22 protein-coding genes are annotated in these 25,437 nt (G+C 30.6%); 11 read left to right on the forward strand and 11 right to left on the reverse strand.

The features are described 5' to 3' along the window. Window positions 1–149 precede the first annotated feature (149 nt). The gene (gene argS / locus H2650_RS05200) at window positions 150–1,928 is read left to right on the forward strand and encodes an arginine--tRNA ligase (protein WP_188049700.1); all 1,779 of its coding nucleotides are present in this window, start codon (window positions 150–152) and stop codon (window positions 1,926–1,928) included. Between the two features lie 82 nt (window positions 1,929–2,010). Here argS and H2650_RS05205 read toward each other — a convergent pair whose 3' ends face one another. Beyond that, entirely contained in the window at window positions 2,011–2,922 is a 912-nt protein-coding gene (locus tag H2650_RS05205) for a DUF6607 family protein (RefSeq protein ID WP_188049701.1), read from the reverse strand. 105 nt (window positions 2,923–3,027) lie between these two features. On the opposite strand from H2650_RS05205, the gene H2650_RS05210 reads away from it, so the two are divergent. The 8 genes from H2650_RS05210 to H2650_RS05245 all read left to right on the forward strand — a co-directional run bounded on the left by H2650_RS05210 (window position 3,028) and on the right by H2650_RS05245 (window position 12,149). Further along, window positions 3,028–5,088 (forward strand): TonB-dependent siderophore receptor, encoded by a 2,061-nt coding sequence (locus H2650_RS05210; RefSeq protein ID WP_188049702.1) that lies wholly within the window; start codon window positions 3,028–3,030, stop codon window positions 5,086–5,088. A gap of 26 nt (window positions 5,089–5,114) precedes the next feature. Further along, window positions 5,115–5,738, forward strand: a complete 624-nt coding sequence (locus tag H2650_RS05215) for an HmuY family protein (protein WP_188049703.1) — start codon at window positions 5,115–5,117, stop codon at window positions 5,736–5,738. Between the two features lie 443 nt (window positions 5,739–6,181). After that, window positions 6,182–7,543, forward strand: coding sequence for a signal recognition particle protein (gene ffh, locus H2650_RS05220; RefSeq protein WP_188049704.1), 1,362 nt, complete (start codon window positions 6,182–6,184; stop codon window positions 7,541–7,543). Window positions 7,544–7,690: 147 nt separating this feature from the next. Next, window positions 7,691–8,572, forward strand: a complete 882-nt coding sequence (locus H2650_RS05225) for a bifunctional 5,10-methylenetetrahydrofolate dehydrogenase/5,10-methenyltetrahydrofolate cyclohydrolase (protein ID WP_188049705.1) — start codon at window positions 7,691–7,693, stop codon at window positions 8,570–8,572. A gap of 230 nt (window positions 8,573–8,802) precedes the next feature. Beyond that, entirely contained in the window at window positions 8,803–9,729 is a 927-nt protein-coding gene (locus tag H2650_RS05230) for a magnesium transporter CorA family protein (RefSeq protein ID WP_188049706.1), read from the forward strand. A 75-nt stretch (window positions 9,730–9,804) separates the two neighbouring features. Then, on the forward strand, window positions 9,805–10,419 hold the full coding sequence (locus tag H2650_RS05235; protein WP_188049707.1) for a hypothetical protein: 615 nt from the start codon (window positions 9,805–9,807) through the stop codon (window positions 10,417–10,419). A 1-nt stretch (window position 10,420) separates the two neighbouring features. Beyond that, complete coding sequence (locus H2650_RS05240) at window positions 10,421–10,714, forward strand: transcriptional regulator (protein ID WP_188049708.1); 294 nt, start codon at window positions 10,421–10,423, stop codon at window positions 10,712–10,714. Between the two features lie 55 nt (window positions 10,715–10,769). Beyond that, window positions 10,770–12,149: a DUF4173 domain-containing protein gene (locus tag H2650_RS05245; RefSeq protein WP_188049709.1), complete on the forward strand. Its 1,380-nt coding sequence runs from the start codon at window positions 10,770–10,772 to the stop codon at window positions 12,147–12,149. A 58-nt stretch (window positions 12,150–12,207) separates the two neighbouring features. Here the strand turns inward: H2650_RS05245 and rluF are convergent, their stop codons facing one another. From rluF to H2650_RS05265, 4 genes are all read right to left on the reverse strand, one after another. Then, window positions 12,208–13,026, reverse strand: a complete 819-nt coding sequence (rluF, locus tag H2650_RS05250) for a 23S rRNA pseudouridine(2604) synthase RluF (protein ID WP_188049710.1) — start codon at window positions 13,024–13,026, stop codon at window positions 12,208–12,210. 294 nt (window positions 13,027–13,320) lie between these two features. Further along, window positions 13,321–14,172, reverse strand: coding sequence for an alpha/beta fold hydrolase (locus H2650_RS05255; RefSeq protein ID WP_188049711.1), 852 nt, complete (start codon window positions 14,170–14,172; stop codon window positions 13,321–13,323). 99 nt (window positions 14,173–14,271) lie between these two features. Beyond that, entirely contained in the window at window positions 14,272–15,051 is a 780-nt protein-coding gene (locus tag H2650_RS05260; protein ID WP_188049712.1) for a zinc ribbon domain-containing protein, read from the reverse strand. 3 nt (window positions 15,052–15,054) lie between these two features. Beyond that, window positions 15,055–16,152, reverse strand: coding sequence for a Nif3-like dinuclear metal center hexameric protein (locus tag H2650_RS05265; protein WP_188049713.1), 1,098 nt, complete (start codon window positions 16,150–16,152; stop codon window positions 15,055–15,057). Window positions 16,153–16,336: 184 nt separating this feature from the next. Between H2650_RS05265 and lpxK the strand changes: the two genes are divergently transcribed. Both lpxK and H2650_RS05275 read left to right on the forward strand, forming a co-directional pair. Then, the gene (lpxK, locus tag H2650_RS05270) at window positions 16,337–17,362 is read left to right on the forward strand and encodes a tetraacyldisaccharide 4'-kinase (protein ID WP_188049714.1); all 1,026 of its coding nucleotides are present in this window, start codon (window positions 16,337–16,339) and stop codon (window positions 17,360–17,362) included. Beyond that, complete coding sequence (locus tag H2650_RS05275; protein ID WP_188049715.1) at window positions 17,334–18,146, forward strand: purine-nucleoside phosphorylase; 813 nt, start codon at window positions 17,334–17,336, stop codon at window positions 18,144–18,146. Before lpxK ends, H2650_RS05275 begins: the two co-directional genes overlap by 29 nt. A gap of 4 nt (window positions 18,147–18,150) precedes the next feature. On the opposite strand, the gene H2650_RS05280 is transcribed toward H2650_RS05275, so the two are convergent. From H2650_RS05280 to H2650_RS05305, 6 genes are all read right to left on the reverse strand, one after another. Beyond that, window positions 18,151–20,316 (reverse strand): ATP-binding protein, encoded by a 2,166-nt coding sequence (locus tag H2650_RS05280; protein WP_188049716.1) that lies wholly within the window; start codon window positions 20,314–20,316, stop codon window positions 18,151–18,153. Between the two features lie 27 nt (window positions 20,317–20,343). Continuing rightward, a complete protein-coding gene (gap, locus tag H2650_RS05285; RefSeq protein WP_188049717.1) occupies window positions 20,344–21,345 on the reverse strand; it encodes a type I glyceraldehyde-3-phosphate dehydrogenase in 1,002 nt (333 codons plus the stop codon). A gap of 83 nt (window positions 21,346–21,428) precedes the next feature. Further along, window positions 21,429–22,298: a lipoyl synthase gene (gene lipA / locus H2650_RS05290; protein WP_188049718.1), complete on the reverse strand. Its 870-nt coding sequence runs from the start codon at window positions 22,296–22,298 to the stop codon at window positions 21,429–21,431. Between the two features lie 291 nt (window positions 22,299–22,589). Continuing rightward, window positions 22,590–23,411 carry an energy transducer TonB gene (locus tag H2650_RS05295; protein ID WP_188049719.1) on the reverse strand — a complete coding sequence of 274 codons (822 nt, stop codon included), beginning with the start codon at window positions 23,409–23,411 and terminating at the stop codon, window positions 22,590–22,592. Window positions 23,412–23,749: 338 nt separating this feature from the next. Beyond that, window positions 23,750–24,301 (reverse strand): RNA polymerase sigma factor, encoded by a 552-nt coding sequence (locus H2650_RS05300; protein WP_188049720.1) that lies wholly within the window; start codon window positions 24,299–24,301, stop codon window positions 23,750–23,752. Next, window positions 24,292–25,398, reverse strand: coding sequence for a glycosyltransferase (locus H2650_RS05305; RefSeq protein WP_188049721.1), 1,107 nt, complete (start codon window positions 25,396–25,398; stop codon window positions 24,292–24,294). Before H2650_RS05305 ends, H2650_RS05300 begins: the two co-directional genes overlap by 10 nt. Between the last annotated feature and the right edge of the window lie 39 nt (window positions 25,399–25,437).

Here is a 25,437-nt window from a genome sequence, read left to right on the forward strand (position 1 = left end):
ATTATTTGTTACAGATTTTTTTTGAAAAATAAATCTGTTTGTTGAAAATAAAAACTAAACAACTCATAATGAATAGGAAATTATCTTATTCTTCAATTTTAAAATTCCCGCAGAATCACTATCTTTGCACCCTTAAAAAAGTACACAAAATGACATTACCACAGATTCTTACGCCCGCTATTGAAAAAGCCGTAAATGCTTTATTTGATGTTACTGTTGAAAAAATTGAATTTCAAACTACTCGGAAAGAATTTGAAGGAGATATTACCATGGTAATTTTTCCTTTACTGAAATTGGTAAAAAGTAATCCAGTTGAATTAGGTAATAAAATTGGAACATATTTAGTCGAAAATTTGGCAGCCGTAAGTCGTTTTAATGTGGTTTCTGGATTTTTAAATATTGTTATTTCGGATGACTATTATTTAAATTTCTTTAATGAAATAAAAAACATTGAGTCCTTTGGTTTTGTAACTCCTAATCCAGAGGATAAAGCAGTTATGGTTGAATACTCTTCGCCAAATACTAACAAACCACTGCATTTAGGTCACGTACGTAATAATCTTTTAGGATATTCTGTTGCCGAAATTATAAAAGCTTCAGGTAAAAAAGTATATAAAACCCAAGTCATTAATGACAGAGGAATTCATATTTGTAAGTCGATGTTGGCTTGGCAGAAATTCGGTAACGGACAAACTCCCGAATCAACTGGTCTTAAAGGAGATAAATTAGTAGGGAACTACTATGTTGCTTTTGATAAAGCCTATAAAGAAGAAATAGCGCAATTAATGAGCGCTGGAAAAACGGAAGAAGAAGCCAAAAAACAAGCGCCAATTATTTTAGAAGCACAAGAAATGCTTTTGAAATGGGAAGCAGGAGATGAAGCCGTAATTACGCTTTGGAAAATGATGAACCAATGGGTTTATGATGGTTTTGCTATTAGTTATAAAAATCTAGGAGTAGATTTTGATACTTATTATTATGAAAGTAATACTTATTTATTAGGAAAAGATGTAGTTCAGATAGGTTTAGATAAAGGAGTTTTCGAGAAAGATCCAGATGGTTCAGTTTGGATTGATTTGACTGAAGAAGGTTTAGATCGTAAAATTGTATTGCGTTCAGATGGAACTGCGGTTTATATGACGCAAGATATTGGAACGGCAATTCAGCGTGTGAAAGATTTTCCTGATGTAGGCGGAATGGTTTATACCGTAGGAAATGAGCAAGATTATCACTTTAAAGTGTTATTCTTAATCTTGAAAAAATTAGGTTTTGATTGGTCTAAAAACTTATTTCATTTGTCTTACGGAATGGTAGATTTACCTTCTGGTAAAATGAAAAGCCGTGAAGGAACTGTAGTTGATGCCGATGATTTGATGCAAGAAATGACCGATACAGCTCAGAAAATTGCCGAAGATTTAGGTAAATTAGATACTTATACTACTGAAGAAAAAGCAAAATTATATAATACTATTGGTCTTGGAGCTTTAAAATATTACATTTTAAAAGTAGATCCTAAAAAACGAATCTTATTTAATCCAGAGGAATCTGTTGATTTTGCTGGAAATACAGGACCGTTTATACAATATACTTACGCCAGAATTCAATCTATAATTCGTAAGGCTAATTTCGATTTTACTAATAAATCAGAAATAACAACACTTCACGAAAAAGAAAAAGAATTAGTAAAGCAATTAGAGTTGTTTCCAGAAGTGATTCAAAATGCAGCACAACATCATAGTCCCGCTTTATTGGCAAATTATACTTATGACTTAGTTCGCGAGTACAATTCGTTCTATCAAGCAGTTCCTATTTTAGGTGAAGAAGATTTAGAAAAGAAAATATTCCGAGTGCAATTATCAAAAAAAGTAGCCGATGTTATTGCTTCTTCTTTTAAATTACTAGGAATTAATGTTCCAGAAAGAATGTAGTTTTTTTTATAATTTAATATAAAACAAAAGCCGATAATTTAAAATTATCGGCTTTTGTTTTTAAAAATATTCAGTTGTTATTTTATTTTTTGATAACAAAACTGTCAATAATGCTATCCGTTTGGTCTTTTGTTGCATTTGGTTTTAAGTCAAATAGTTGGGAATACAAAGTCTTTTTATTTACTTTTTTTTCCAATTTTATATCTTTGTTTTGATCAAAAACAGTATCCCATTTCGTTCTTATATTTTTCCATAGATTATTGTTTTCTTTCCACCAATTTTGAGCAGCAAGACATTTAGAATCGGCTACTTTAGTATAAATATCCATTCCTTTTTCTTGAGCAAGTAGGTACTCTTTTCCTGCTTCGGTTCTTAAAATTTTATCATTATCTTGTTCATGGTTCCAACCTGTTTTAGTGATTTCATGAATGTTTCTTCTTTTCAAAACATTATAATCTTTGCGTTTGGTATCTTCTCTTCTAGGTAATGGAGCATCCGTTGTGTTTTTCCAATAGTCTTTTCCGTCAATATGAACCCAAGAAGCAGTTCCTTCATATCTTGGACTATCGTCAACTTGAAATACTTTTTGGGTCCATTGTCCTTTTACATCCATCTTATTCAACTTAGTAAATTTCCAAGTATTGTCTTTGTCAAAACGATACAAATTAGTGTTTTCATAAAGCCAATCTTGTCTCCAATGTTTGATAATCATGTCGTCACTCACAATTAATAAATGTTGTAGCATTATTTTGTTGGGTGTATCTTCTACTAATTCTATCCATTCTAAACCATTGTCATGTTTTGTCGCAGATGGCTTATAATTAACGCTGTCTTTTGAATATTGAAATGTTTCTGCAAAATTGAATTTTACTTCATAACAACCACACATAGCTTTGATCGCTTTTATGTCTTCACTTTTTTTGATTTCTTGACTAAAGCTTGTTAGAGTTGTAACTGTCATTAATGCAGATAAATAGAGTTTTTTTGTTAACATAGTTGATTTTATTAATTAAAATTTTTTGACAAATATATAAAGTTTATTTAGAATAAATAAAAATAAGACTACTTTTGTAGAAATTATCAAGTCTAAATAAAAATAATGAAATTTAAAAATACTCTTTATATCACTCTTCTTTTTTGTCAATTTTCCTTTGCTCAACAAGTGCAAAATGACAGTTTAGTTGTTAAGGAATTATTAGAAGTTAAGGTTGTTACAGCTACAAGAACCGAAAGAGTACTTTCTTCCTTACCCTTGCCAATAAGTATAATAACTGCCAAAGAAATTGAGAAAACAGGAGTTACTCGGTTAAATGAAATTTTAAGCGAGCAAACAGGTATTATTTTAATTCCTGATGAAAGTGGTTTTGAGGGGATTCAGATTCAAGGTTTAGACGCAGCCTACACGTTAGTACTAATTGATGGCGTTCCAATTGTTGGTAGAAATGCAGGAGTTTTAGATTTATCAAGAATATCAGTAGGGAATATAGATAGAATTGAGATTGTAAAAGGGGCATCTTCTGCTTTATATGGTTCAGAAGCAATCGGTGGTGTGCTCAATGTAATTACAAAAAAACCTAAAAAGGATATGCTGTCAGGTAATTTTTCCTATCGATATGCAACTTTCAATACCAATGACTTGAATGCTAATCTGCTCTGGAAAAAGAACAGGTTTTCTGCTAATGTATTCGCTAATTTTTATTCTTCTGACGGATTTGATTTGGATAAAACAACCCCTTTAAAAAATGTCGAAAAATTTTATAATTACACCATTAATCCCAAATTGTATTATGATTTTTCTAAAAAAGTTAAGCTAATTATAAGCAATCGCTTTTACAATCAGAATATGAATAATGTCGCCCTCATTGAAACTGAATATTACAAAGGTGATGCCGAAGAAAAGGAGTGGAATTCTCAAGTTAAAGTAGAACATAAGTTGAATTCAAAGTTGTATTTTGAGTATGAATTATATGCAACGAATTATAAAAACAATTCCTTCTTAGAGGATGAAAGTAAAGTGCTTTACGATCAAACCTTTTATAATCAATGGCTTTTTAGACCTGAAATAAGAACTACTTTCTCTATTAATAAAAATAAGTTAACAGCAGGAATAGGAATGAATCAGGAAACTTTAGATAGAACTTATTTTAATGCTATTGTCAAATTTAATTCTCAATATGTTTTTGTGCAGTATGATTACAACCCAAACCAAAAATGGAATATTCTAGCGGGATTTAGGTACGATAATCACAGTGAATATGCCTCACAGTTAAGTCCAAAATTAGCGTTAAATTATAAAATTAACACTAATTTTTCTTTAAAAACATCTGTTGGATACGGGTACAAGGCACCAGATTTTCGCCAATTGTATTTCGATTTTACAAATTCCTCAGTAGGATATACCGTTTTGGGATATAATGTAGCTGAAGCGCGATTAAATGAGATGCAAGATCAAATATTGAAAAAAGAATCAGGGATTAATTTTGATGAACCATTACAAGCAGAAAGTGCTGTGAATTTTAATTTTGGAACTTTTTACAAAAAGGAAAAATTTAAATTAGAGGTAAACACATTTTATAATTCTATTCATAATTTAATTGATACTAAGGCAGTTGCTCAAAAAAATAATGGTCAGAGTATTTTTAGTTATTTTAATACTAATGCTGTTTTTACGTATGGATTAGAACTAAATTCGAATTATAACTTCACTAAAGATGTAATGGTTTCTTTTGGTTATCAATATCTAACAGCAAAAGACAAATCGATTTCGGACCACTTTCAAGACTATCAATACATACGAAACAACGAACTACAAACGATAAAAATTGATAAATCAGATTATTTCGGATTGTACAATCGCTCGAAACATACTGCCAATCTCAAACTATTATACACTATTTCAACTATAAAAACAGATATCAATTTGCGTATTTTTTACAGAAGTAAATACGGAATGTTTGATAGCAATGGTAATCAAATACTGGATAAATACGACACGTTTGTAGATGATTATTTTATTACCAATTTATCGGCTTCAAAATACATTTCGGATACATTACTTTTTCAAATCGGTGCTAATAATTTACTTGATTATAAAGAGCCTAATCAAATTCCTAATCTTTCTGGAAGACAACTTTTTGCACGAATTCAATTCAATTTTTAATTAATATTTATTTAAACACTTTTACAATGAGAACAAATTTTTTAAAACTTTCGCTTTTAGCACTAGTAATTTTCACAACATCATGTAGTAATGATGATAAAAAAGAGGAGCTAGTTCCAGCAGTTATAACTCAAAAATTCACTAATCTTCCGGCTCCAGCCACAGGGGGACAAGGACAACCTGAAGGCGGTGCATTCACAAAATTCAGTTTTTCTGAAAATAAAATTGTAACTAATGACAATTGGGATGTAGCTTTTCGTGGTACTGTAATTATTGTAAACGGAGGAGCTAAAATTGGTATTGTCGATGAGCCAAACAGAACGGGAAATGCTGCTGTAAGCATTGTTTCTGGTGCATTTTCAACTATAAAATCGATTCCCTTAGCGTCAACCTTTAAACAAGATGGAGCTGCGATTTATGCTTTTCCAAAGTCTGGAGATAATGCGTGGTACGATTACAATTCTAATACTCATATTATATCCTCTAAAGCGGGAAAGATATTTGTTATAAAAACACATGATGGGAAATACGCAAAATTTGAAATCCTAAGTTATTACAAAGATGCACCTGCAGCACCAGATCTTACTTCTACAGGTAGATATTACACCTTCAATTTTGCTTATCAGCCCAATAGTACAACAACTTTTTAATTTTTTTTTTTTTTGAATCTATCCATTTATTTTGATTTATAAAGTTTAGCCACTTATTTTGAGCTATTCCTACTAATAATTATTGAGATAATTTGATGCAATTCAGCATATTAAACACACTCCTTAAACTAGTATTATAATTAGGTTCAAAATATTGTCTTGATATTTCTTTTTTTGTAACCAATTGGATTTTGGCTTCTATAAGCTAAAATGTTAATGTCAATACTGTTTATGAGTTACTTGTTTGTATTTTGGGAAAAGGAGGTTAGATTTATCTAGCCTCTTTTTTGTTTTTAAAGTATTCATATTAAACACAGTTTAGCTAAAATAAAATCCTCTTTTCTATTTTTTTCTATTTCATAAAATAGTCTCAATTATCTATTGTATCTAATTGTCTAATTATCTAATTAGTTTATCTTTGCATTTCAATAAAAAAATAAACCATGTTCGATAATTTAAGCGATAAACTAGATAAAGCCTTTCATATACTTAAAGGTCACGGAAAAATCACCGAAGTAAATGTAGCCGAAACTTTAAAAGAAGTTCGTAGAGCTTTGCTTGATGCGGATGTTAACTTTAAAATTGCGAAAGATTTTACCACTAAAGTAAAAGAAAAAGCAATCGGGCAGGATGTATTAACAACGCTTCAGCCAGGGCAATTGTTAGTAAAGTTAGTTAAAGATGAACTGACAGAATTAATGGGTGGTGATGTTGCAGGAATTAATCTTTCTGGAAATCCAACCGTTATTTTAATGTCTGGTTTACAAGGATCAGGAAAAACTACTTTTTCTGGAAAACTAGCGAATTATCTTCTTACAAAAAAGAATAAAAAACCACTATTGGTTGCTTGTGATATTTATCGTCCAGCAGCGATTCAGCAATTATATGTTGTTGGAGATTCAATAGGTGTTGAGGTATACTCGGAACCAGAAAATAAAAATCCTGTTGAAATTGCCCAAAATGCAATCAAACACGCGAAAGCAAATGGATTTAATGTGGTTATTGTCGATACAGCAGGTCGTTTGGCGGTAGATGAGGAAATGATGAACGAGATAGAACGTGTTCATAAAGCGATTCAGCCTCAAGAAACCTTATTTGTTGTAGATGCAATGACAGGTCAAGATGCCGTAAATACAGCAAAAACCTTCAATGATCGATTGAATTTTGATGGTGTTATTTTAACGAAACTTGATGGTGATACGCGTGGTGGGGCAGCTATTTCTATAAAAACAGTTGTAAATAAACCAATTAAGTTCGTTGGTACAGGGGAAAAGATGGATGCTATAGATGTATTCTATCCTATTCGTATGGCTGAAAGAATTTTAGGGATGGGTGACGTTGTGTCTTTGGTAGAGAGAGCGCAAGAACAATTTGACGAAGACGAAGCCAGAAAGATTCAAAAGAAAATTGCTAAAAATGAATTTGGTTTTGATGATTTCCTATCTCAAATTCAGCAAGTAAAGAAAATGGGTAATATGAAAGACTTGGTCGGAATGATACCTGGTGCTTCAAAAGCCATGAAAGATGTAGAGATCGAAGATGATGCATTCAAACATATAGAAGCCATTATTCACTCGATGACTCCAATTGAAAGAAGCAAACCCGCTTTGATTGATGTAAAAAGAAAAGCAAGAATTGCTAAAGGTTCCGGAACGAAAATCGAACAAGTCAATCAATTGATGAAACAATTTGATCAAATGAGCAAGATGATGAAAATGATGCAGGGACCAGGAGGAAAAAATTTAATGAAAATGATGGGCGGAATGAAAGGCGGAATGCCTGGAGGAATGCCTGGAATGAGATAATATCTTTAAGGTTTAAAGTTTTAATTAAATTAAAACTTTAAACCTTAATTTTTTAGCAGAACAATTACAACAACTATTATGTTATCCTTTTTTTGCTGAGTTGGTTTGATTACAGCAAAGAATTATTATCCTTTAAACTAAATTAAAATGCAACTACTAGACGGAAAAAAAACAGCGGAAGATATTAAGAGTGAAATCGCTGTAGAAGTACAAAAAATGAAAGATAATGGGGAAAAAGTACCTCATTTGGCTGCTTTAATCGTTGGTAACGATGGGGCAAGTTTAACTTATGTTGGCAGTAAAGTGAAAGCTTGCGAACGAGTAGGATTCGAATCTACTTTAGTAAAAATGCCTAGTACAACTACAGAAGTTGAATTACTTAAAAAAATAAAAGAATTAAACGAGAATGAGGCTATTGATGGCTTTATCGTTCAGTTACCATTGCCTGAACAAATTGATGAACAAAAAGTTTTAATGGCTGTTGATCCGAGTAAAGATGTGGATGGTTTTCACCCAGAGAATTTTGGTAAAATGGCATTAGATATGACAACTTTTATCCCAGCTACACCTTTCGGTATCTTAGAGTTATTAGAAAGATATGAAGTAGAAACAAAAGGTAAACATACTGTAGTTATTGGTCGTAGCCATATTGTAGGACGCCCAATGAGTATCTTAATGGGAAGAAAAGGATTCCCAGGAAATTCAACAGTTACTCTGACACACAGCTACACTAAAAACATTGAAGAAATAACGATTCAGGCAGATATTATTATTACTGCACTTGGAGTTCCTAATTATCTTAAAGCAAATATGGTAAAAGAAGGTGTTGTTGTTATTGATGTTGGTATTACTCGTGTTCCTGATGAAAATCATGAAAAAGGATATGTAATTACAGGAGATGTTGATTTTGATGAAGTAAGTAAAAAAGCATCTTTTATAACTCCTGTTCCAGGTGGAGTAGGACCAATGACGATAGCAATGTTACTTAAAAACACACTTTTGGCAAGAGAAATGAAAAGAAATAAATAGTATAATTGATTTAAAAAAAAAGCCTTAAATGTGAGTTTAAGGCTTTTTTTTGCTTAAAAACGACCTAAAAATTAGTTTATTGACGATTAAACGAAATTTAAACAATACTTTTGCACCACTTAAAAAAAAAAAATAATTTTAAAATGGACGATTATTATTCGGAAATGTTGAACTAAATTAGCCCTTGTAACTAAATCAAGAGGCTATGAATAAACCTATAGAATTTTGATATGAGAGCTTTTTACAAAAACAATAACGGATTAATTGCCATTGACAAATGGATCCCAAACTGCTGGATAAATATAGAATGTCCGACCGAAGCAGAAAAAAAATATTTACTAGAAGACCTAGAGATTCCAGAAGCTTTTTATAATGATATTGAAGATATTGACGAAAGACCAAGGATAGAAATTGAAAATGGTTGGACTCTAATCATTATGCGAATTCCAGTTAAGAGCAATGATATAAAGTTGCCTTTTCATACCATTCCTGTTGGTATTGTTTTTAAAGGTGAAATATGCATTACCATAAGTTTTCACAAAACAGAAATGCTTGCCGATTTTGTAACCTACACCAAACGCAAGAATATTAATATCAAAGATAATTTTGATTTAGTATTAAAATTGTTACTATCCTCTAGTGTTTGGTTTTTGAAATACTTAAAACAAGTTAACCAAAAAATAAAATTAGCCGAAGATAATTTGGAGAAATCCATAAAAAATGAAGAATTACAAGCCTTACTTCAAATAGAGAAGTGCTTGGTTTTCTTTATGACTTCCTTAAAGGGCAATGATATTTTATTACACAGAATCAAGAATATAAAATCACAAAGAGAATATTTTGATCTTGATTTGTTAGAAGATGTGGAGATTGAATTGCGTCAGGCACAAGAAACTACCAATATTTATAGCGATATTTTAACAGGAACTATGGATGCGTATGCCTCTGTAATTTCAAACAATATGAATACTATAATGAAACAGATGACTTCTATTTCAATTATATTAATGATTCCAACATTGATCGCTAGTTTATACGGAATGAATGTTCCTAATGATTTACAAGAAAACAAATATGGAATCTGGATTGTAATTGCAATATCTATGATTTTGTCTGCTTTTGGTGTGTTTTTATTTAAAAGAAAACGCTGGTTTTAAATTCCTTTTTATTTTTTTTAAAACACTTGTAAAATTCAAATATTATAATAACTTTGCATTTCAAAGTACTTTAAAATGAAAGATACACATCAAGAAGATTTAATGCACATTCGTTCGATGATGGAACGTTCTTCCCGATTCATTTCCTTAAGCGGTCTCTCTGGCATCTTTGCGGGAACTTTTGCTCTAATAGGTTCAGTCTATGTTTACTATTTATTCGAAAAAAGAGGAATTGCTTATTTTGATAGTAAAGAGGTAAGCTATAGTTTAGATTTTATTATGGAGTTGGCTTTTATTGGAGGTTCTATTTTAGTTTTAGGCTTAGTATCAGGAATTTTTTTTACTTACAGAAAAAGTAAAAAATTAAATATTCCTATCTGGACCAATACTACCAAGAAATTGATAATTAATCTAATTTTACCTTTGACTGTTGGTGGAGTTTTTTGTGTAGCTCTTCTATATCATAATTTATTAGCTTTAATTGCACCCTCTACCTTGTTATTTTATGGTTTAGCTTTAATAAATGCTGAAAAATACACATTTTCTGATATTAAATATTTAGGTTTTTGTGAAATAATTTTGGGGTGTGTCTCCCTTTTTTATTTAGGAAAAGGTCTCATTTTTTGGGGAATAGGATTTGGTGTTTTGCATATTCTCTATGGTTTGATAATGTTCAAAAAATATAAATAAAATGGGAATAATCGATAAATTAAATAAAGATTTTGATAGTCGAGTCCGTTTAGGGATTATGTCTGTCCTTATGGTCAATGATTGGATCGATTTTACCGAAATGAAGTCTTTATTAAATGTAACAGACGGAAATTTGGCTAGCCATTCTGCTGCTCTAAATAAATTAGATTACATAGAAATTAAAAAGGAATTCGTGGGCAAAAAGCCTAAAACTTCCTATAGAGTTACTAATTTTGGTAGAGCTTCTTTTGTTTCTCACCTTAATAGTCTTGAAAAATTAATAAAAAATAAATAACCCCTTTTTTTTAACTAATTACTTTGAAATTCAAAGTACTTTTAAATATTTAAACATGAAAAAACATACTTTGATTTTTAGCTCAACATTGCTATTTTTTAGCTTATTTTACAAAGAAGGCTTAGGTATTAATTTAGCTTTTTTTGCCTTATTTTTAATAGCTTTGATTAATTATAATGCTAAGAATAAGACCTTTACTTTTAAAATTTTATCTTTAACTTCAGTACTAGCTACTGCTTCATACGCATGGTTTGGTGACGCCGCTTCTTTTTTTGCATTGTTTTTTTCTATACTCTTTCTTCAATTTGAAAATCAAGAAATTAAACTAAAAACAATTCTGTCTATACCGATCATATTTATTAACTTTTTTTCTTCTTTAGTAAGACCTTTTTTATTTAAGGAATGGCTTCCAGAAACTAAAATTGGAAGTAATACGTTAAAAAAAGCAATTGCTTATGTATTGATTCCCTTGGTTTTCATGGTTGTTTTTTTTACTGTTTATACATATGCCAGTAATGTTTTTTCTGGTTTTTTGCGATATGAAATTGATTTTGACTTTACAGCTGTTTTTTTTACAACTCTATTAGGGTTTTATATATCTTTTTCTTTTTGGAATTATTGGGTTCCTAATTACAATTATTCCTTAAATTTAAAATTGCAGAATTTATTTACCTCAGAATCTCAAAGTGAAATTACACCAAGTTTTTCATTTTTAGATTTAGACTTTGAACGAAAAAGTGGTGAAATCTCTTTAATTATTTTAAATGTAATGTTACTGTTTTTTATTGCAGCATACAATTATGAGCAGTTTTTTCAAATACAAGAAACATCTTCTTTAAGTTCCGCAACTCATGATGGAGTTAATTCTGTGATGCTCTCTATATTTATGGCAATTGGTGTCCTTTTATTCTATTTTAAGAAAAGTTTTAATTTTGATGATAAGGCGAATTTTCTCAAAGTTTTGGCTAAAATTTGGATTTTTTTAAATGCAGTTTTAGTGTTTAGTTCAGCAATCAAGAATTATGAATACGTTTGCCATTTCGGATTGACTTACAAGCGATTAGGAGTTTTTGCTTTCTTAGCCATTATTTTAATTGGACTCGTTTATCTTTATTTAAAAATTAAAAATCATAAAACAAATGCCTATTTATTTAATGTAATGCTTTGGTACTTGTATGGTTTATTAATGCTTTGTGCTTGTGTAAATTGGGGTAATTTGATAACAATCTACAATATTAATTCTAAAAGAGGAATTGAACCCGTTTTTTTAAGTGAACTTAATTTTAACGATAAAGTGCGAAGATCTTATTTTGAAGAAAATAAATTATCAGGGGAGTACATGGAAGAATTAGTGGAAAGAAGAATTGAAATAAATCAAAATAAATCATTCCTTTCTAAAAATTTATATTACCAGAATTTAGAGAATCAAAAATAAATATATTTCAATAGCATATAAAAAAAGCGTTTCAGATTTTGAAACGCTTTTTTGCTTTTTAATATTCTCCTCTTTTCTTAAATCGAGGATCATCCCTTTTTATAAATTCGGTTTTTCTTCTGTTTGGTGATGCTTCTGGTTTAGGTAAACTTCCTTCTTCTGTTTTAATTGAAGGCTCAATCAATTGATTCATTTCTAAAATTTCAGCATCCGTTAAATCTCTAAAACGACCCACAGGAATATCAAGTGAAATATTAATGATTCGAATACGCTTAAGCGCTACAACGTCATAACCTAAATACTCGGTCATTCTACGAATTTGGCGATTTAAACCTTGTGTAAGTATAATTTTGAATGTGGTAGAACTAATTTTCTCTACTTTGCACTTTTTGGTTACAGTATCTAAAATAGGAACTCCATTTCCCATCTTTTCTATAAATCGGTCCGTAATTAATTTGTTTACTGTTACGGTATATTCTTTTTCGTGATTGTTTCTCGCTCTTAAAATTTTATTTACAATGTCACCGTCATTGGTCATAAAAATCAATCCTTCACTTGCTTTGTCTAATCGTCCAATTGGAAAAATACGAGTGGGATAGTTTATATAATCAACTATATTATTGCGAACTTCTAAATTAGTAGTACATTCTATACCTACTGGTTTGTTGAAAGCAAGGTATACTGGTTTTTCATTTTTTTCTCTTATCAATTTACCATCAATACGCACTTCATCATTAGGAGATACTTTGGTTCCTAATTCTGGTACGATTCCATTAATGGTAACGCGACCTTCTTCAATAATTTTATCGGCTTCACGACGAGAGCAATATCCTGTTTCTCCTATGAATTTATTGAGGCGTTTTAAATTTTCTTCCATAGTGCAAAAGTAAGCAAATTTCTTTATCGGTTTCTTAAACTCTTTTTTAAAAATGATGTTTGGGTAGGAAAGTGATTTGACATTCAACTTTAAAGTTGTTTATCACAAATGTCAATAAATATCAAAAATCCCTTAAAGTTTTAAAACCTAATTAATCTAATTCATAAATTTGAAATAGAAACTACAGCAAATTAAAATTTAGGCATTCTTATATATCTTAAGTGTTTAAAATAGTCAATATTATTTTTGAAACACTCACACTTTTTTAAAATGCACTATTAAAAATTATGGATTTTAGTCCTTTGAATCAAATAAAAAGGCACTTACTTTTTTATACAATTCCTCATCATGTAATTTGTGACCAAGGCCTTTTGTTTCTTCAAAATGAACGTCTTTCCATGCGGAGGCTATTTTTTTTCCTTCTGTAAATAAGACAATAGTATCATCAACATCATGCGCTAAAAATCCTTTAGTTTCATTATTGGAAACAAATTCTTTTGATGCAAATTCATCTAAATTTTTATCCAATACCTGCGTGTATTTGTTTTTTAAAGCTTGTGTAACTTTATTGTTCAATCTTAATAGATTAGTAAAGTTTTTTAAAATAATAACAAAATCACTAGGCGCACCTAGAATTACCATTTTTTGAATATTAGGGTTTTGGTGTTTATATTGATAGTACAAACTTGTTTTTCCTCCCATAGAGTGACCAATCATATATTGAGGTTGGTACTTTTTAGCAACAATATCAATAAATTCTGCATATTTTGGTACGGTAAATTCTTTTCCGCTTGACATTCCTTGTCCTGGTCCATCAATAGCAATTATGGTACTTCCTGAGTCGATAAGATAGGGTAGCATTTTTTTCCATCTAGATGAATTGCTTTCCCAACCATGAATAAGTAATATATTGGTATCGTTTCCTTTCCAAATGTAGGTTTGTATTACATTATCATTATCAATTATTGTGTCTCGAATTGCACCTTGTAGTGTTTTAGGAATTTTGTTGCTATTGATTTTTCCTTTTCTAGGTTGGCTAAAAAATCCATGTGCTATTTGAATAGCTTTATCAGGAAAAACATAGCTCATAAGATTGATGTAAGCACCAATTGATTTAGTTAACAAAATATAAAAACTCTTTTTCATGTAATAAAATTATCAAACTATACAAACAAAAAAAGTCTGCAAAGCAGACCAAATATAATATAAAAAAAAGTCCCGATGTAAATCGGGACTTTAATGTAATTAAAACTTAGCAAATAATTGATCCATTTTTTCTTTTTCTTCGTCAGCTAGCATGCTGTCTACTAATATTCTTCCAGAGTGTTCGTCTGTGATGATTTTCTTTCTCGAAGCAATTTCTACTTGAGTCTGTGGCGGAATAGTGAAGAATGATCCTGCAGACGCTCCTCTTTCGATAGATACAACAGCTAAACCATTACGAACACTAGTTCTGATTCTTGTATATGCTTTCAATAATCTTTCTTCAATTAAAGCTTGGAATTCTTGAGATTTCTCAGATAAGAATGCCTCTTCTTTTGCTGTTTCAGCCATGATAGCGTCTAGCTCAGATTTTTTATGCTTTAAGTGATTTGATTTTGCTTCTAATCTTTCTTTAGAGCTTGCAATTACTTCCTTCTTGTGTTCCATAGAAGCTTTCATTTCTTTAATTTGCTTTTCAGACAATTGAATTTCTAATTCTTGAAATTCTATTTCTTTAGTCAGCGAATTAAATTCTCTGTTGTTACGAACCGTTTCTTGTTGTTTCGTATATTTTTTGATAGACTCTTTGTGGTCTTCAATGGCATTCTTTTTTACTTTGATAAGGTCCTCAATTACTTCAAGTTCTCCTTTCAATTTTTCTGAACGCGTACTTAAACCAGCCACTTCATCTTCTAAATCTTCAACTTCTAAAGGAAGCTCTCCTCTTACGTTTCTAATTTCGTCAATTCTGGAGTCAATAAGTTGTAAATCGTAAATCGCTCTTAACTTGTCCTCAACACTTAATTCTTTCGTATTCGTCATATTCTATAAGTACTTAACTGGATTTGAATTTTCTTCTGATAAAATAACGGCAAAATTAAGGATTTTTTTTCGAAGATACTCAACAATATAATTTTTTGTATAGCGTTCGCTTTCAAAATGTCCAATATCTGCCAATAAAAGTTGATTTTCGGCTTGATAAAACTCATGATACTTCAAATCAGCGGTCAAATATACATCTGCGCCAGCTTGAATTGCATTTTTTATGGCAAAACTTCCAGCTCCACCAAGAACGGCTATTTTTTTTACTTCTTTTCCGATAAAGTTAGAATGCCTTATCCCTTCTGATTGCATTTTTTCTTTTACAAATAGTAAAAAATCTTTTTCTTTCATTGGTTCTTTCAATTCACCAATCATTCCTAAACCAATATTTTGATGCTGGTTTTTTAAATCGTAAATTTCATACGCCACTTCTTCATAAGCATGATTTTGAAACAATGCTTTTAATATTTTATTTTCTAAATGTTTTTCAAAAGTAACTTCAATTTTAATTTCCTCTGTTTGAACAAATTCAAATCGCTCTCCTAATTTAGGATTGCTATTTTCATTTCCCATAAAAGTTCCTATGCCTTTTGAATTGAAACTGCAATCTTCATAATTTCCTATATTTCCAGCGCCAGCATCAAAGAGTGCTTTTCGAACTTTTTCTGCATTTTCAGCAATTGTATAAGTCACTAGTTTCCGAATGAAATTTTCCTTTGGAACTAAAACTTTAGTATTTATTAAACCAAGCGCATCACAGAAAATTTTATTCACTCCATTTTGATGATTGTCTAAAGCAGTATGAACTGCATATATAGCAATATCATTTTTTATAGCTTTGATAATCGAGCGTTCTACATAATCTTTGCCTGTTATTTTTTTTAAGCCAGAAAATAATATAGGATGAAAACAAACTACAAGATTGCATTTTTTTGCTATGGCTTCATCAATTATGCTTTCTAGCGCATCATGACAAACTAAAACTCCCGTTGCTTCATTATTTTGATCTCCAACTAATAAACCTACATTATCAAAATCTTCAGCGTAAGCAAGCGGCGCCATTTCCTCCAGAATAGAAAGAATGTCTTTTATTTTACTCATTATTAATTGTTTTGCATTTATAAATCATCAAATTTTTTAAGAATCTATTTAAGAGAAAAGTGTATGTTTGACTAAATGAGAATCTTAGCGATTTGTACTTTCAAATATAAGCATAAACGATGTTTTTTTAATATTTGAACCGTTTTATTCGTGAATTGGTAGCTTATCTTTTTATATTTGTTTTATGAATTTACTTAGAAAAATAATGTTTCCAATTTCCATTTTGTATGGTATAATCACAAGTATTCGTAATTTTCTTTTTGATAAAGGGATTTTAAAATCCTATTCTTTTGATTTGCCAATTATTGCAGTGGGAAATCTTAGTGTTGGAGGGACTGGTAAAACGCCTCAAATAGAATATTTAATTCGTTTGCTTTCTAAACAATATAAAGTAGCCACTCTTAGTAGAGGTTATAAAAGGAAATCGAAAGGTTTTATTTTGGCTGATCAAACTGCGACTGCTGTTATTCTTGGTGACGAACCTTTTCAATTTTTTGAAAAATTTAAAGAAATTCAAGTTGCTGTTGATACTGATAGACAAAATGGGATTAAGCAATTACTTAACCAAAAAGACAAGCCAGCAGTTATTTTATTAGATGATGCTTTTCAACACCGAAAAGTAAAAGCTGGATTTTATATTTTGCTAACTTCTTATGGAGATTTATTTTCAGATGATTTTATATTGCCAGCAGGAAATTTAAGAGAAAGCAGAAGTGGGGTAAAAAGAGCGAATGTTGTCATTGTAACTAAATGTCCTGATACGCTTTCATCAGAGGAGAAAAACAAAATCAGAAACAAGTTGAATATTTCTTTAGATCAAGAATTATACTTTACTTTTATAGCGTATGATACATTTATTTTTAGCGAAAATCTAAAGTTAAACCTTAATGAACTGCAATCAACACCCAAAATAGTAATTGCAGGAATTGCAAAGCCAGAACCTTTTTTTGAACATTTACAAAATAATAATAAAGTCTGTTTGTCTTTTCCAGATCATCATAATTTTACTGATAAAGACATTTTAGAAATAAAAAAAATAGCTCAAAACAATATTATTATTACTACCGAGAAAGATTATATGCGTTTGAAAGGAAGTTTGCCAAAAGAACAGCTTTTCTATTTGCCCATAAAAAGTTCTTTTCTGTGTGATAGTGAGAAATTTGATAAAACAATTATAAATTATGTGGGAACAAGTACAAGAAACCGTTAGTTATATCAACGAGAAGATCAATTTTAAGCCAGAATATGGTGTTATTTTAGGATCAGGATTAGGGAGTTTTACCGATGAAATGCAAATTGAGTACATTTTACCGTATAATGAGATTCCAAATTTTCCAGTTTCAACCGTTCAGGGTCATAAAGGAGCCTTAGTATTCGGAACCATTGGTTCTAAAAAAGTAGTTGCTATGCAAGGAAGATTTCATTTTTATGAGGGATATTCTATGACTGAAGTTACTTTTCCGGTGCGAGTAATGAAATTTTTAGGAATTGATAAATTAGTAGTCTCAAATGCTTCTGGTGGAGTAAATCCAAACTATAAAGTAGGATCTATTGTGATGATTACAGATCACATTAATATGACTCCAGAACATCCTTTGCGTGGCAAAAACGATGAGCGTTTTGGACCTCGTTTTGTAAATATGAGCGAGCCTTATTCTAGAAAGATGATTGCTACCAGTAAAGCTTTAGCAAAAAACTTGAATATAGAAGTGCAAGAAGGAATCTATCTAGGCTTACAAGGTCCTACTTTTGAGACTTTGTCCGAATATAGAATGGTGAAAATTTTGGGTGCTGATTGTGTGGGAATGTCAACTGTTCCAGAAGTAATCGTAGCGCGCCATATGGATTTAGAAACATTTGGTATTTCTGTAATAACAGATATGGGTGACGAAGAAAGTATTGGAACTATTTCTCATGATGAAGTATTAGAGGCTGCTAAAGGAGCAGAACCTAAAGTAAGAAAACTTATTAGAGAATTAATTTTAAACTATTAATAGACTAAATATATTCTGCGATTGTGCTATAAAAATCCTCTGGGACGAACGGTTTAGTTATTACTTCATTCATCCCAAAGGATAAAAGCATTTCGCGGTTTTCGTGAAGCGAAATAGCTGTAAGTGCTATAATAGGTGTAGTTTTATCAAAACTACGAATGTGTTCTGTAGCAACAGTTCCGTTAATTCCGGGTAAGTGAACGTCCATCAGTATTAAATCAAATTTATTATTCCTAGCCCAATCAATTGCATCTTCTCCATTATCAATTATCTCACATATAATTTTCTTATTATGTAGCATTTTACGAGTGATCATTTGATTGATTTTATTATCCTCAACTACTAATATCTTTTTATTTATTAATTTAAAATCATAATCAATTTTTGGAAGCACTTTTACTTCTACTGGGCTTTGGCTTATTTCAAAAGCTAATTTGAAAGAAAAAGTAGAGCCTTTGCCTACAATACTTGTTAACTTTATTTTACCTCCAAGGATTTTAATTAATTTTTTTACAATAGTTAAGCCCAATCCTGTGCCTCCATACTTTCGGTTCACTTCTATTGAGCCTTGGGAGAAACTATCAAAAACACTACTTAATTTGTCCTCAGGTATTCCAATTCCAGTATCATTAATTTCAAAATAAAGCGTGGCTATTTTATCTTCTAACATTTCAAGATTGGTAATTAATTGGATTGTACCATTCTTTGTAAACTTTAGCGCGTTATTAATCAAGTTTAGTATTATTTGAGATAATTTTGTTGGATCTCCAATTAGATAATCGGGTATTCCCTCATCAATTTTTAGTACTAAATCGTTGTTATTTGCGACAGCTAATTCTTTTAAAGAATTTTTAATGTCAAATAGCAGTTGCTTTAAATTAAAATTAGTTTGTTCTACTTCAGATTTATCAGATTCTATTTTATTTATTTCTAATATTTCATTGATAAACTTTGTCAAATAATCTCCCGAAAATTTTAAAGAATGCAAATAATCCAATTGGTTTTTTTTCGGTTTTTCTTCTAATAGTAAATGTGCAATTCCATTAATGGCGTTTAATGGTGTTCGAAGTTCATGACTCACAGTAGAAAGAAATTCAGATCTTGCTTTTGATGCTTTTTCGGCTTTGTTTTTTGCAATTTCTAGCTCGTTATTTTTTTCTTGTAATAATAAATTTGATTGATTTCTAATGATATTGTTCTTGTATAAAGAAAGACTTAACAAAGACAATATTGAGATTAAAGCTATAGCTAAGATGCTGATCAGTTTAGAAAATTTACTTGTTTTTTCCTGTTCCTTAATCTCATTGTTATTCTGAATAATTTCTTTTAATCGTTGTGATTGTTTGAATTTGGTATAATCATCTATTCCGAGTCTTTTATTATTTCTAATAGTAATACGCTCTTTTAAATTCAGATGTTGTTTTAAATAGGAGTAGGCAGTGCTTTTATCTAGAATTTTTTCATAAACGGTACTAAGGGCCAATAAAATATTAGATCGCTGTTCTAAATTATCTGAATTATCACCTAATTCTAGTGCTTTATATAAATAATTCAGCGCTAAATTACTTCTGTTGTTTTGATTTTCAATATAGCCAGTTTGATAAAGCGCTTCTATTTTCGAATTTAAATTACTACTGTTATCAGGTTTTGCTATTATGGTTTTAAATATTGTTAAAGCTTCATCCAATTTATTTTCGGACTTGTATAATATTCCTTTTTGAAGAGAGAATAATTCGGCAGTATCAGGTATCTTTAAAAAATCTTGAATTACTTTGGCTTTGTTTAAGAAGATTTCGGCATTGCTAAAGTCTTCTTTTTCTATATAACACATTGCTATTGTGTATAATGTCGCAACTTGTTTTGTGTTTGGTTTTAACGAAGAATACAGTGAAGCACTTTTAAGAAGTGTCCCAATAGCATCATTGTATTTTTTTAAATCATAATATAGTTTTCCTAAATTATAATTTTCTGAAGCTTGCTCTTTGATATTATTGCTTCTTTCTGCTTTTACTATCTTTTTCTGAGTATTTGATAGTGCTTCTTTGTAATTGTTATTGTCAACTAAAGGGTAGTTTAAGCTAACATAGTAAGCTGTGCTATCTATTTTCTCGCGTTGTTGAGAATATAGTAACGAAGTTAAAAAAAGTAAATAAACGAAAGACCATTTCATTTGTTACCAATTTTATGACTCTTATTTTTATGGCTTTTTTAAATTAGTCAAAAGAATTAAATCAATTATCCTGGAGGAATACCCTATTTCATTATCGTACCAACCAACGACTTTTACCATTTTGTCAATTACTGAAGTTAGCTGAGCATCAAATATACAAGAATTTTTATTGCCAATTACATCTACTGATACAATTGGATCTTCAGTATAGTCTAAAATGCCATTCAGGCTGGTTTGTGCAGCAACTTTAAAAGCTTTATTGATCTCTTCTATTGTTACCGCTCTTTTTACATTAAAAGTAATATCGGTCAATGAACCATCTGGCACTGGGACACGAATACCACAACCCCCAATTTTACCTTCAAATTCGGGGAAAATTTTTGTTAATGCTTTTGCAGCTCCAGTTGTTGTAGGGACAATTGATTGGCTTGCTCCACGGGCGCGACGCAAGTCTTTATGAGGTTGATCGTGTAAACTTTGATCTGTTGTATAGGAGTGTATAGTGGTTATATAAGCTTGCTCAATACCGCAAAGCTCATTGATTACCTTTATCATAGGTGCTGCATTATTAGTAGTGCAACTGGCATTTGATATAATCGTTTCTGAACCATCAAGTATGTTTTCATTCACCCCTAAAACTACTGTTTTTATAGTGTCAACTTCAGACGGTGCAGAAAGAATTACCTTTTTGGCTCCAGCTAAAATATGATTATTTAAATCTTCAAAAGTTTTGTATTTTCCTGTAGATTCAATAACAAAGTCAATATTTAAACTTTTCCAATCTAAATTTAGAATACTCTTTTCATGAAAAAATAAAAAGTGTTTGTCATCAATTATAATTCCTTCCTTATCACTACTTACAACATTTGGTAAAACACCGTGAATGCTGTCGTATTTTATTAAGTGAGCCATTGTTTTTGTATCCGCAATATCATTTATGGCTATTACTTCAATGTTAGGATGATTTAAGAGTAAGCGAAATAAATTGCGCCCAATTCTTCCAAAACCATTTATAGCGATTCTTATCATAAGTAGGAAAGTGTAGGTTCTTAAAGTAAAACACCATAAGTTAAAATCTTCAGAATTTTAACTTATGATGTTATACCATTGTATTATAGTATATGTTTTTGAGCTTTGTAAGAAGAACGAACTAAAGGACCACTTTCTACATGACGGAATCCAAGTTCTAATCCATAATCTTCATATTTTTTAAATTGCTCTGGAGTTATGAATTCTTTTACAGGTAAATGTTTTTTGCTAGGTTGCAAGTACTGACCAATAGTCACAATATCTACATTAGCTTCACGTAAATCACGCATGGTTTGATAAACTTCTTCTTCCTGTTCTCCTAGTCCAAGCATGATCCCGGATTTTGTTCTATTAATTCCTTTTTCTTTCAGGTATCTTAAAACTTCTAGACTTCTATCGTATTTTGCTTGTATACGAACTTCACGTGTTAGTCTTCGAACGGTTTCTACGTTGTGAGAAACAACTTCTGGGTTGGCTTCTACAATACGATCTATATTTCTTTCGATTCCTTGAAAATCTGGAATTAATGTTTCTAGAGTAGTAGTAGGATTCATTCTTCGAATCGCTTTTACCGTTTCTATCCAAATAATAGATCCACCATCTTTCAAATCATCTCTATCTACACTTGTAATTACCGCATGTTTGATATTCATGATTTTTATCGAGCGAGCTACTTTTTCAGGTTCATCCCAATCTACGGTTTCTGGTCTTCCGGTTTTTACACCACAAAAACCACAAGAACGAGTGCAAATATTTCCCAATATCATGAAAGTTGCCGTTCCTTCTCCCCAGCATTCTCCCATATTTGGACAACTTCCTGAGGTGCAAATTGTATTCAGACTATATTTATCAACTAATCCTCTAAGTTCAGTGTATTTTTGGCCTATTGGTAGTTTCACCTTCAACCATTTCGGTTTTCCAACCGGTAAAGTATTTTCTAAAACAGTTTCCATATATCAATTTTCAAAGTGCAAAGATAACGATTGTAGTCTATTTGTGGATTCGTTTGTCCTTTTATTTAAAGCAATGTAAATAGATATATTTAAAGCAGATTTTTTTCGTTTTTTTACAAATAGTTGTCCTGCTTTCCCCTTTATCTCTCCGCGATGCTACAAGGATATCGGCTCTATCAGGGCTAGGTTAGAACTTTTTGTAGTGCTAAAGAGGTTTTCCTAAAAAGAATCTAAACAATAAAAGCAGCACTTATAGATGCTGCTTTTATTAAAATATTTTCAATTAATAATTTACTCCATTTTTATGATAATAGGAAGATTATAAGCTGTTCTAACTGCTTTTCCATCAATCATTCCAGGCGTCCATTTGGTTCGTAATGATTTCAAAACTCGAATCGCTTCTTTTCCTAATCCATAACCTGGATCTTTTTTTACTTGAATGTCGGTCATACTTCCATCTTTTTCGATCACAAAAGAGACAAAAATGCGAATGTTACTTGTGTTTTCTATTTCTGGTTTTTCAAAATTATTACCAACATAAACATAGAATTTATTAATACCACCCGGAAATTCAGGAAGTTTGTCTAGTGCTACACTAGCGACAATAGTATTGCCTAAATCAGTACCATTAGTGTTATCTGTTCCGCTTGTTGTGCCTGCAGTAGGATTTACTCCTGTTATTCCAGTTCCATCATTTACAACAGTTGTAGTACTTTGGTTATCAGTATTTTTAGGAACGTCTTGTGTAGCTTGCGCGGCTTGTACGATTTCTGGATTTACTAATTGTTTTTTTATAATTGGTACTTCTGTTGTATTACTTTTTACCGCCGGAACTGATTCGTTGGGTTTAACTTGGTTTGGAATGATCTCATTAATTTGTACTATAGTATTAGTAAAATCAGGAGTACTTACGTTTTCTGAAGAATCAGCACTAAAATAATTTAAGAATCTAGGAATACTTATAGTTCCAAATAAAAATAATACCCCCATTAAAAGGGCAAATAGTAAGGTTTTATTACTTTCCTTACGGAGTTGATAGGCTCCGTATTCTTTGTTTCTGTTCTCAAAAACAAGGTTCAACCAACTGGTTTCGTAGATGCTTAATTTTGACATAATTAGTGGGTTTAATGGTTAAGTAACATTCAGATCATAAGCATGTTTTTTTAAAATCATCAAGGGGTTTATTTTATTTATGTGAATTTAGTAATTATTTTAATATAATCGTAGATATTATACACTTATTTAACTACTATAGTAATTAAAATTTCAATATTACATCATTTTATCTAATTATTGCTAATTAATTTTTTACTTAAAAAAAGATGTATAGTGTTAATTTTCAATGCTATATAATTTTAATTGTATAAAAAAAAGATAGTGTTTTTTATAATTAAAATAGTACGAATTAAGGAGGGAAATGAATTTGTTGGTGTAAAATAATTGAAAGTAAATTATTTTTTTTTCTGAATTATTTCAGCCAGTAATTTTTTAGCACGAAGTAATTTTACTTTAACATTGCTCAAGGGTTCATTAATTTTAGTGGCTATTTCTTGATAAGTCATTTCCTGAAAGTAGCGTAACTGAATTACTTCTTGATAATGTGGCTTCAATTCTTTGATAAACTGCAGTAATAAAGATAAATTTTGTTCTGTGATTAATTTGTCCTCTGCAGACGGAGTAGTATCGGCAATATTGTAAGCTTGTTGGTCTTCTTCGTCTGTGATTTCTACGAATAAACTGGCTTTCTTTTTGCGTAAAATATCGATATGAACATTTTTTGCAATAGCAATCAACCAAGTGTTAAACTGAAATTCTGAGTTGTAGGAAGCAATTTTATCAAAAGCTTTTGAGAATGTTTCAATAGTTATATCCTCTGCGTTGGTTTCATTTTCAGTACGTTTTAGCATGAAACCATACACTTCGTTCCAATAATGATTCAATAGAAAAGTGAAAGCAACTTGATCACCTTGTTTTGCTTTTTCTATTTGATTTTTTATTTCCAATGTATTGGTTTTGAGAATATATTTGTTACAAATATATTGATTTGCGTAAATATTAATACTATTTCAATTACCGGATACCAATATACGACATCTTTTTCTTTTAATTTTCCAGCAGAAAATCCGATCACCAGCCAAGTTATAAGGTAACGAAAACCGATTAATAGGAGTACCACAATCCATTCAAATTGTATTGCTAATAATACTATTGAAAGTATTAAAAAAGTTAGTTGCGAGAAATAGAAAAGTCCCAATTGAAACTTGTCAAATTTTTTGTAATAATTCGCAGTAGCAATATGTCTTCTTTTCTGAATCAACCAATCCTTATACGTAGTTTTTGGTTTAGAAAGTGTAATGCTTTCTGGTGTATATGCGATAGTTGTATTCTTAGAATTCGCAGCTTGATTGATAAATAAATCATCATCTCCAGAACGAACTCTCATGTGATCTATGAAACCGTTTACATTAAAAAACTCTTCTTTTTTGTACGCTAAATTTCTACCTACACCCATGTAAGGATGTCCTGCTTTTGCCCATGAAAAATATTGAATTGCAGTTAATAAAGTTTCAAAACGAATTATTTTATTTAAAAACGAGTTGTTTATCTTTTCATACTTACCATATCCTAAAACTATTGTTTTTTGTGCCGTAAATTGAGCACTCATAGCGGTTATCCAATCTTTTGAAGTGGGATAACAATCGGCATCTGTAAAGAGTAAATATTCTTTTTTAGCTGCTTTAATTCCTAATGTCAAAGCATATTTTTTGTTTCCCCAAAAGGCTTCGTTATTTTGAACTTTTACTAATCTAATATTAGAATATTGCTTCTCAAATTCTTCAAAAATAGCCAAAGTATTATCGCTTGAAGCGTCATCAATTAATACGATTTCAAAGTTTGAATAGTTCTGTTCAGCAAGGAGAGGAATAAAACGAACTATGTTTTCTTGCTCATTTTTAGCACATACGATAACTGAAATAGGGAGCGTATTTGGTGTTGTCTGTTGCGTTTTTGCAAAAGCAAATTTGCTAAAGATACCCAAATAATACAAAATTTGAACTGCAACAATAAATATAAAAATGTAAAGAATGATAATAAGCATCAGAGTTTAGTGTAATTTTATTTCCTTAATTTTAAGAAA

The organism is Flavobacterium sp. GP15, assembly GCF_014281985.1.
Lineage (GTDB): Bacteria > Bacteroidota > Bacteroidia > Flavobacteriales > Flavobacteriaceae > Flavobacterium > Flavobacterium pygoscelis.

Bases quoted from the DNA above. Each gene is read 5' to 3' on its own strand.
- argS (WP_188049700.1), top strand. From the start codon at position 150: ATGACATTACCACAGATTCTTACGCCCGCTATTGAAAAAGCCGTAAAT.
- H2650_RS05205 (WP_188049701.1), bottom strand. From the start codon at position 2,922: ATGTTAACAAAAAAACTCTATTTATCTGCATTAATGACAGTTACAACT.
- H2650_RS05210 (WP_188049702.1), top strand. From the start codon at position 3,028: ATGAAATTTAAAAATACTCTTTATATCACTCTTCTTTTTTGTCAATTT.
- H2650_RS05215 (WP_188049703.1), top strand. From the start codon at position 5,115: ATGAGAACAAATTTTTTAAAACTTTCGCTTTTAGCACTAGTAATTTTC.
- ffh (WP_188049704.1), top strand. From the start codon at position 6,182: ATGTTCGATAATTTAAGCGATAAACTAGATAAAGCCTTTCATATACTT.
- H2650_RS05225 (WP_188049705.1), top strand. From the start codon at position 7,691: ATGCAACTACTAGACGGAAAAAAAACAGCGGAAGATATTAAGAGTGAA.
- H2650_RS05230 (WP_188049706.1), top strand. From the start codon at position 8,803: ATGAGAGCTTTTTACAAAAACAATAACGGATTAATTGCCATTGACAAA.
- H2650_RS05235 (WP_188049707.1), top strand. From the start codon at position 9,805: ATGAAAGATACACATCAAGAAGATTTAATGCACATTCGTTCGATGATG.
- H2650_RS05240 (WP_188049708.1), top strand. From the start codon at position 10,421: ATGGGAATAATCGATAAATTAAATAAAGATTTTGATAGTCGAGTCCGT.
- H2650_RS05245 (WP_188049709.1), top strand. From the start codon at position 10,770: ATGAAAAAACATACTTTGATTTTTAGCTCAACATTGCTATTTTTTAGC.
- rluF (WP_188049710.1), bottom strand. From the start codon at position 13,026: ATGGAAGAAAATTTAAAACGCCTCAATAAATTCATAGGAGAAACAGGA.
- H2650_RS05255 (WP_188049711.1), bottom strand. From the start codon at position 14,172: ATGAAAAAGAGTTTTTATATTTTGTTAACTAAATCAATTGGTGCTTAC.
- H2650_RS05260 (WP_188049712.1), bottom strand. From the start codon at position 15,051: ATGACGAATACGAAAGAATTAAGTGTTGAGGACAAGTTAAGAGCGATT.
- H2650_RS05265 (WP_188049713.1), bottom strand. From the start codon at position 16,152: ATGAGTAAAATAAAAGACATTCTTTCTATTCTGGAGGAAATGGCGCCG.
- lpxK (WP_188049714.1), top strand. From the start codon at position 16,337: ATGAATTTACTTAGAAAAATAATGTTTCCAATTTCCATTTTGTATGGT.
- H2650_RS05275 (WP_188049715.1), top strand. From the start codon at position 17,334: ATGTGGGAACAAGTACAAGAAACCGTTAGTTATATCAACGAGAAGATC.
- H2650_RS05280 (WP_188049716.1), bottom strand. From the start codon at position 20,316: ATGAAATGGTCTTTCGTTTATTTACTTTTTTTAACTTCGTTACTATAT.
- gap (WP_188049717.1), bottom strand. From the start codon at position 21,345: ATGATAAGAATCGCTATAAATGGTTTTGGAAGAATTGGGCGCAATTTA.
- lipA (WP_188049718.1), bottom strand. From the start codon at position 22,298: ATGGAAACTGTTTTAGAAAATACTTTACCGGTTGGAAAACCGAAATGG.
- H2650_RS05295 (WP_188049719.1), bottom strand. From the start codon at position 23,411: ATGTCAAAATTAAGCATCTACGAAACCAGTTGGTTGAACCTTGTTTTT.
- H2650_RS05305 (WP_188049721.1), bottom strand. From the start codon at position 25,398: ATGCTTATTATCATTCTTTACATTTTTATATTTATTGTTGCAGTTCAA.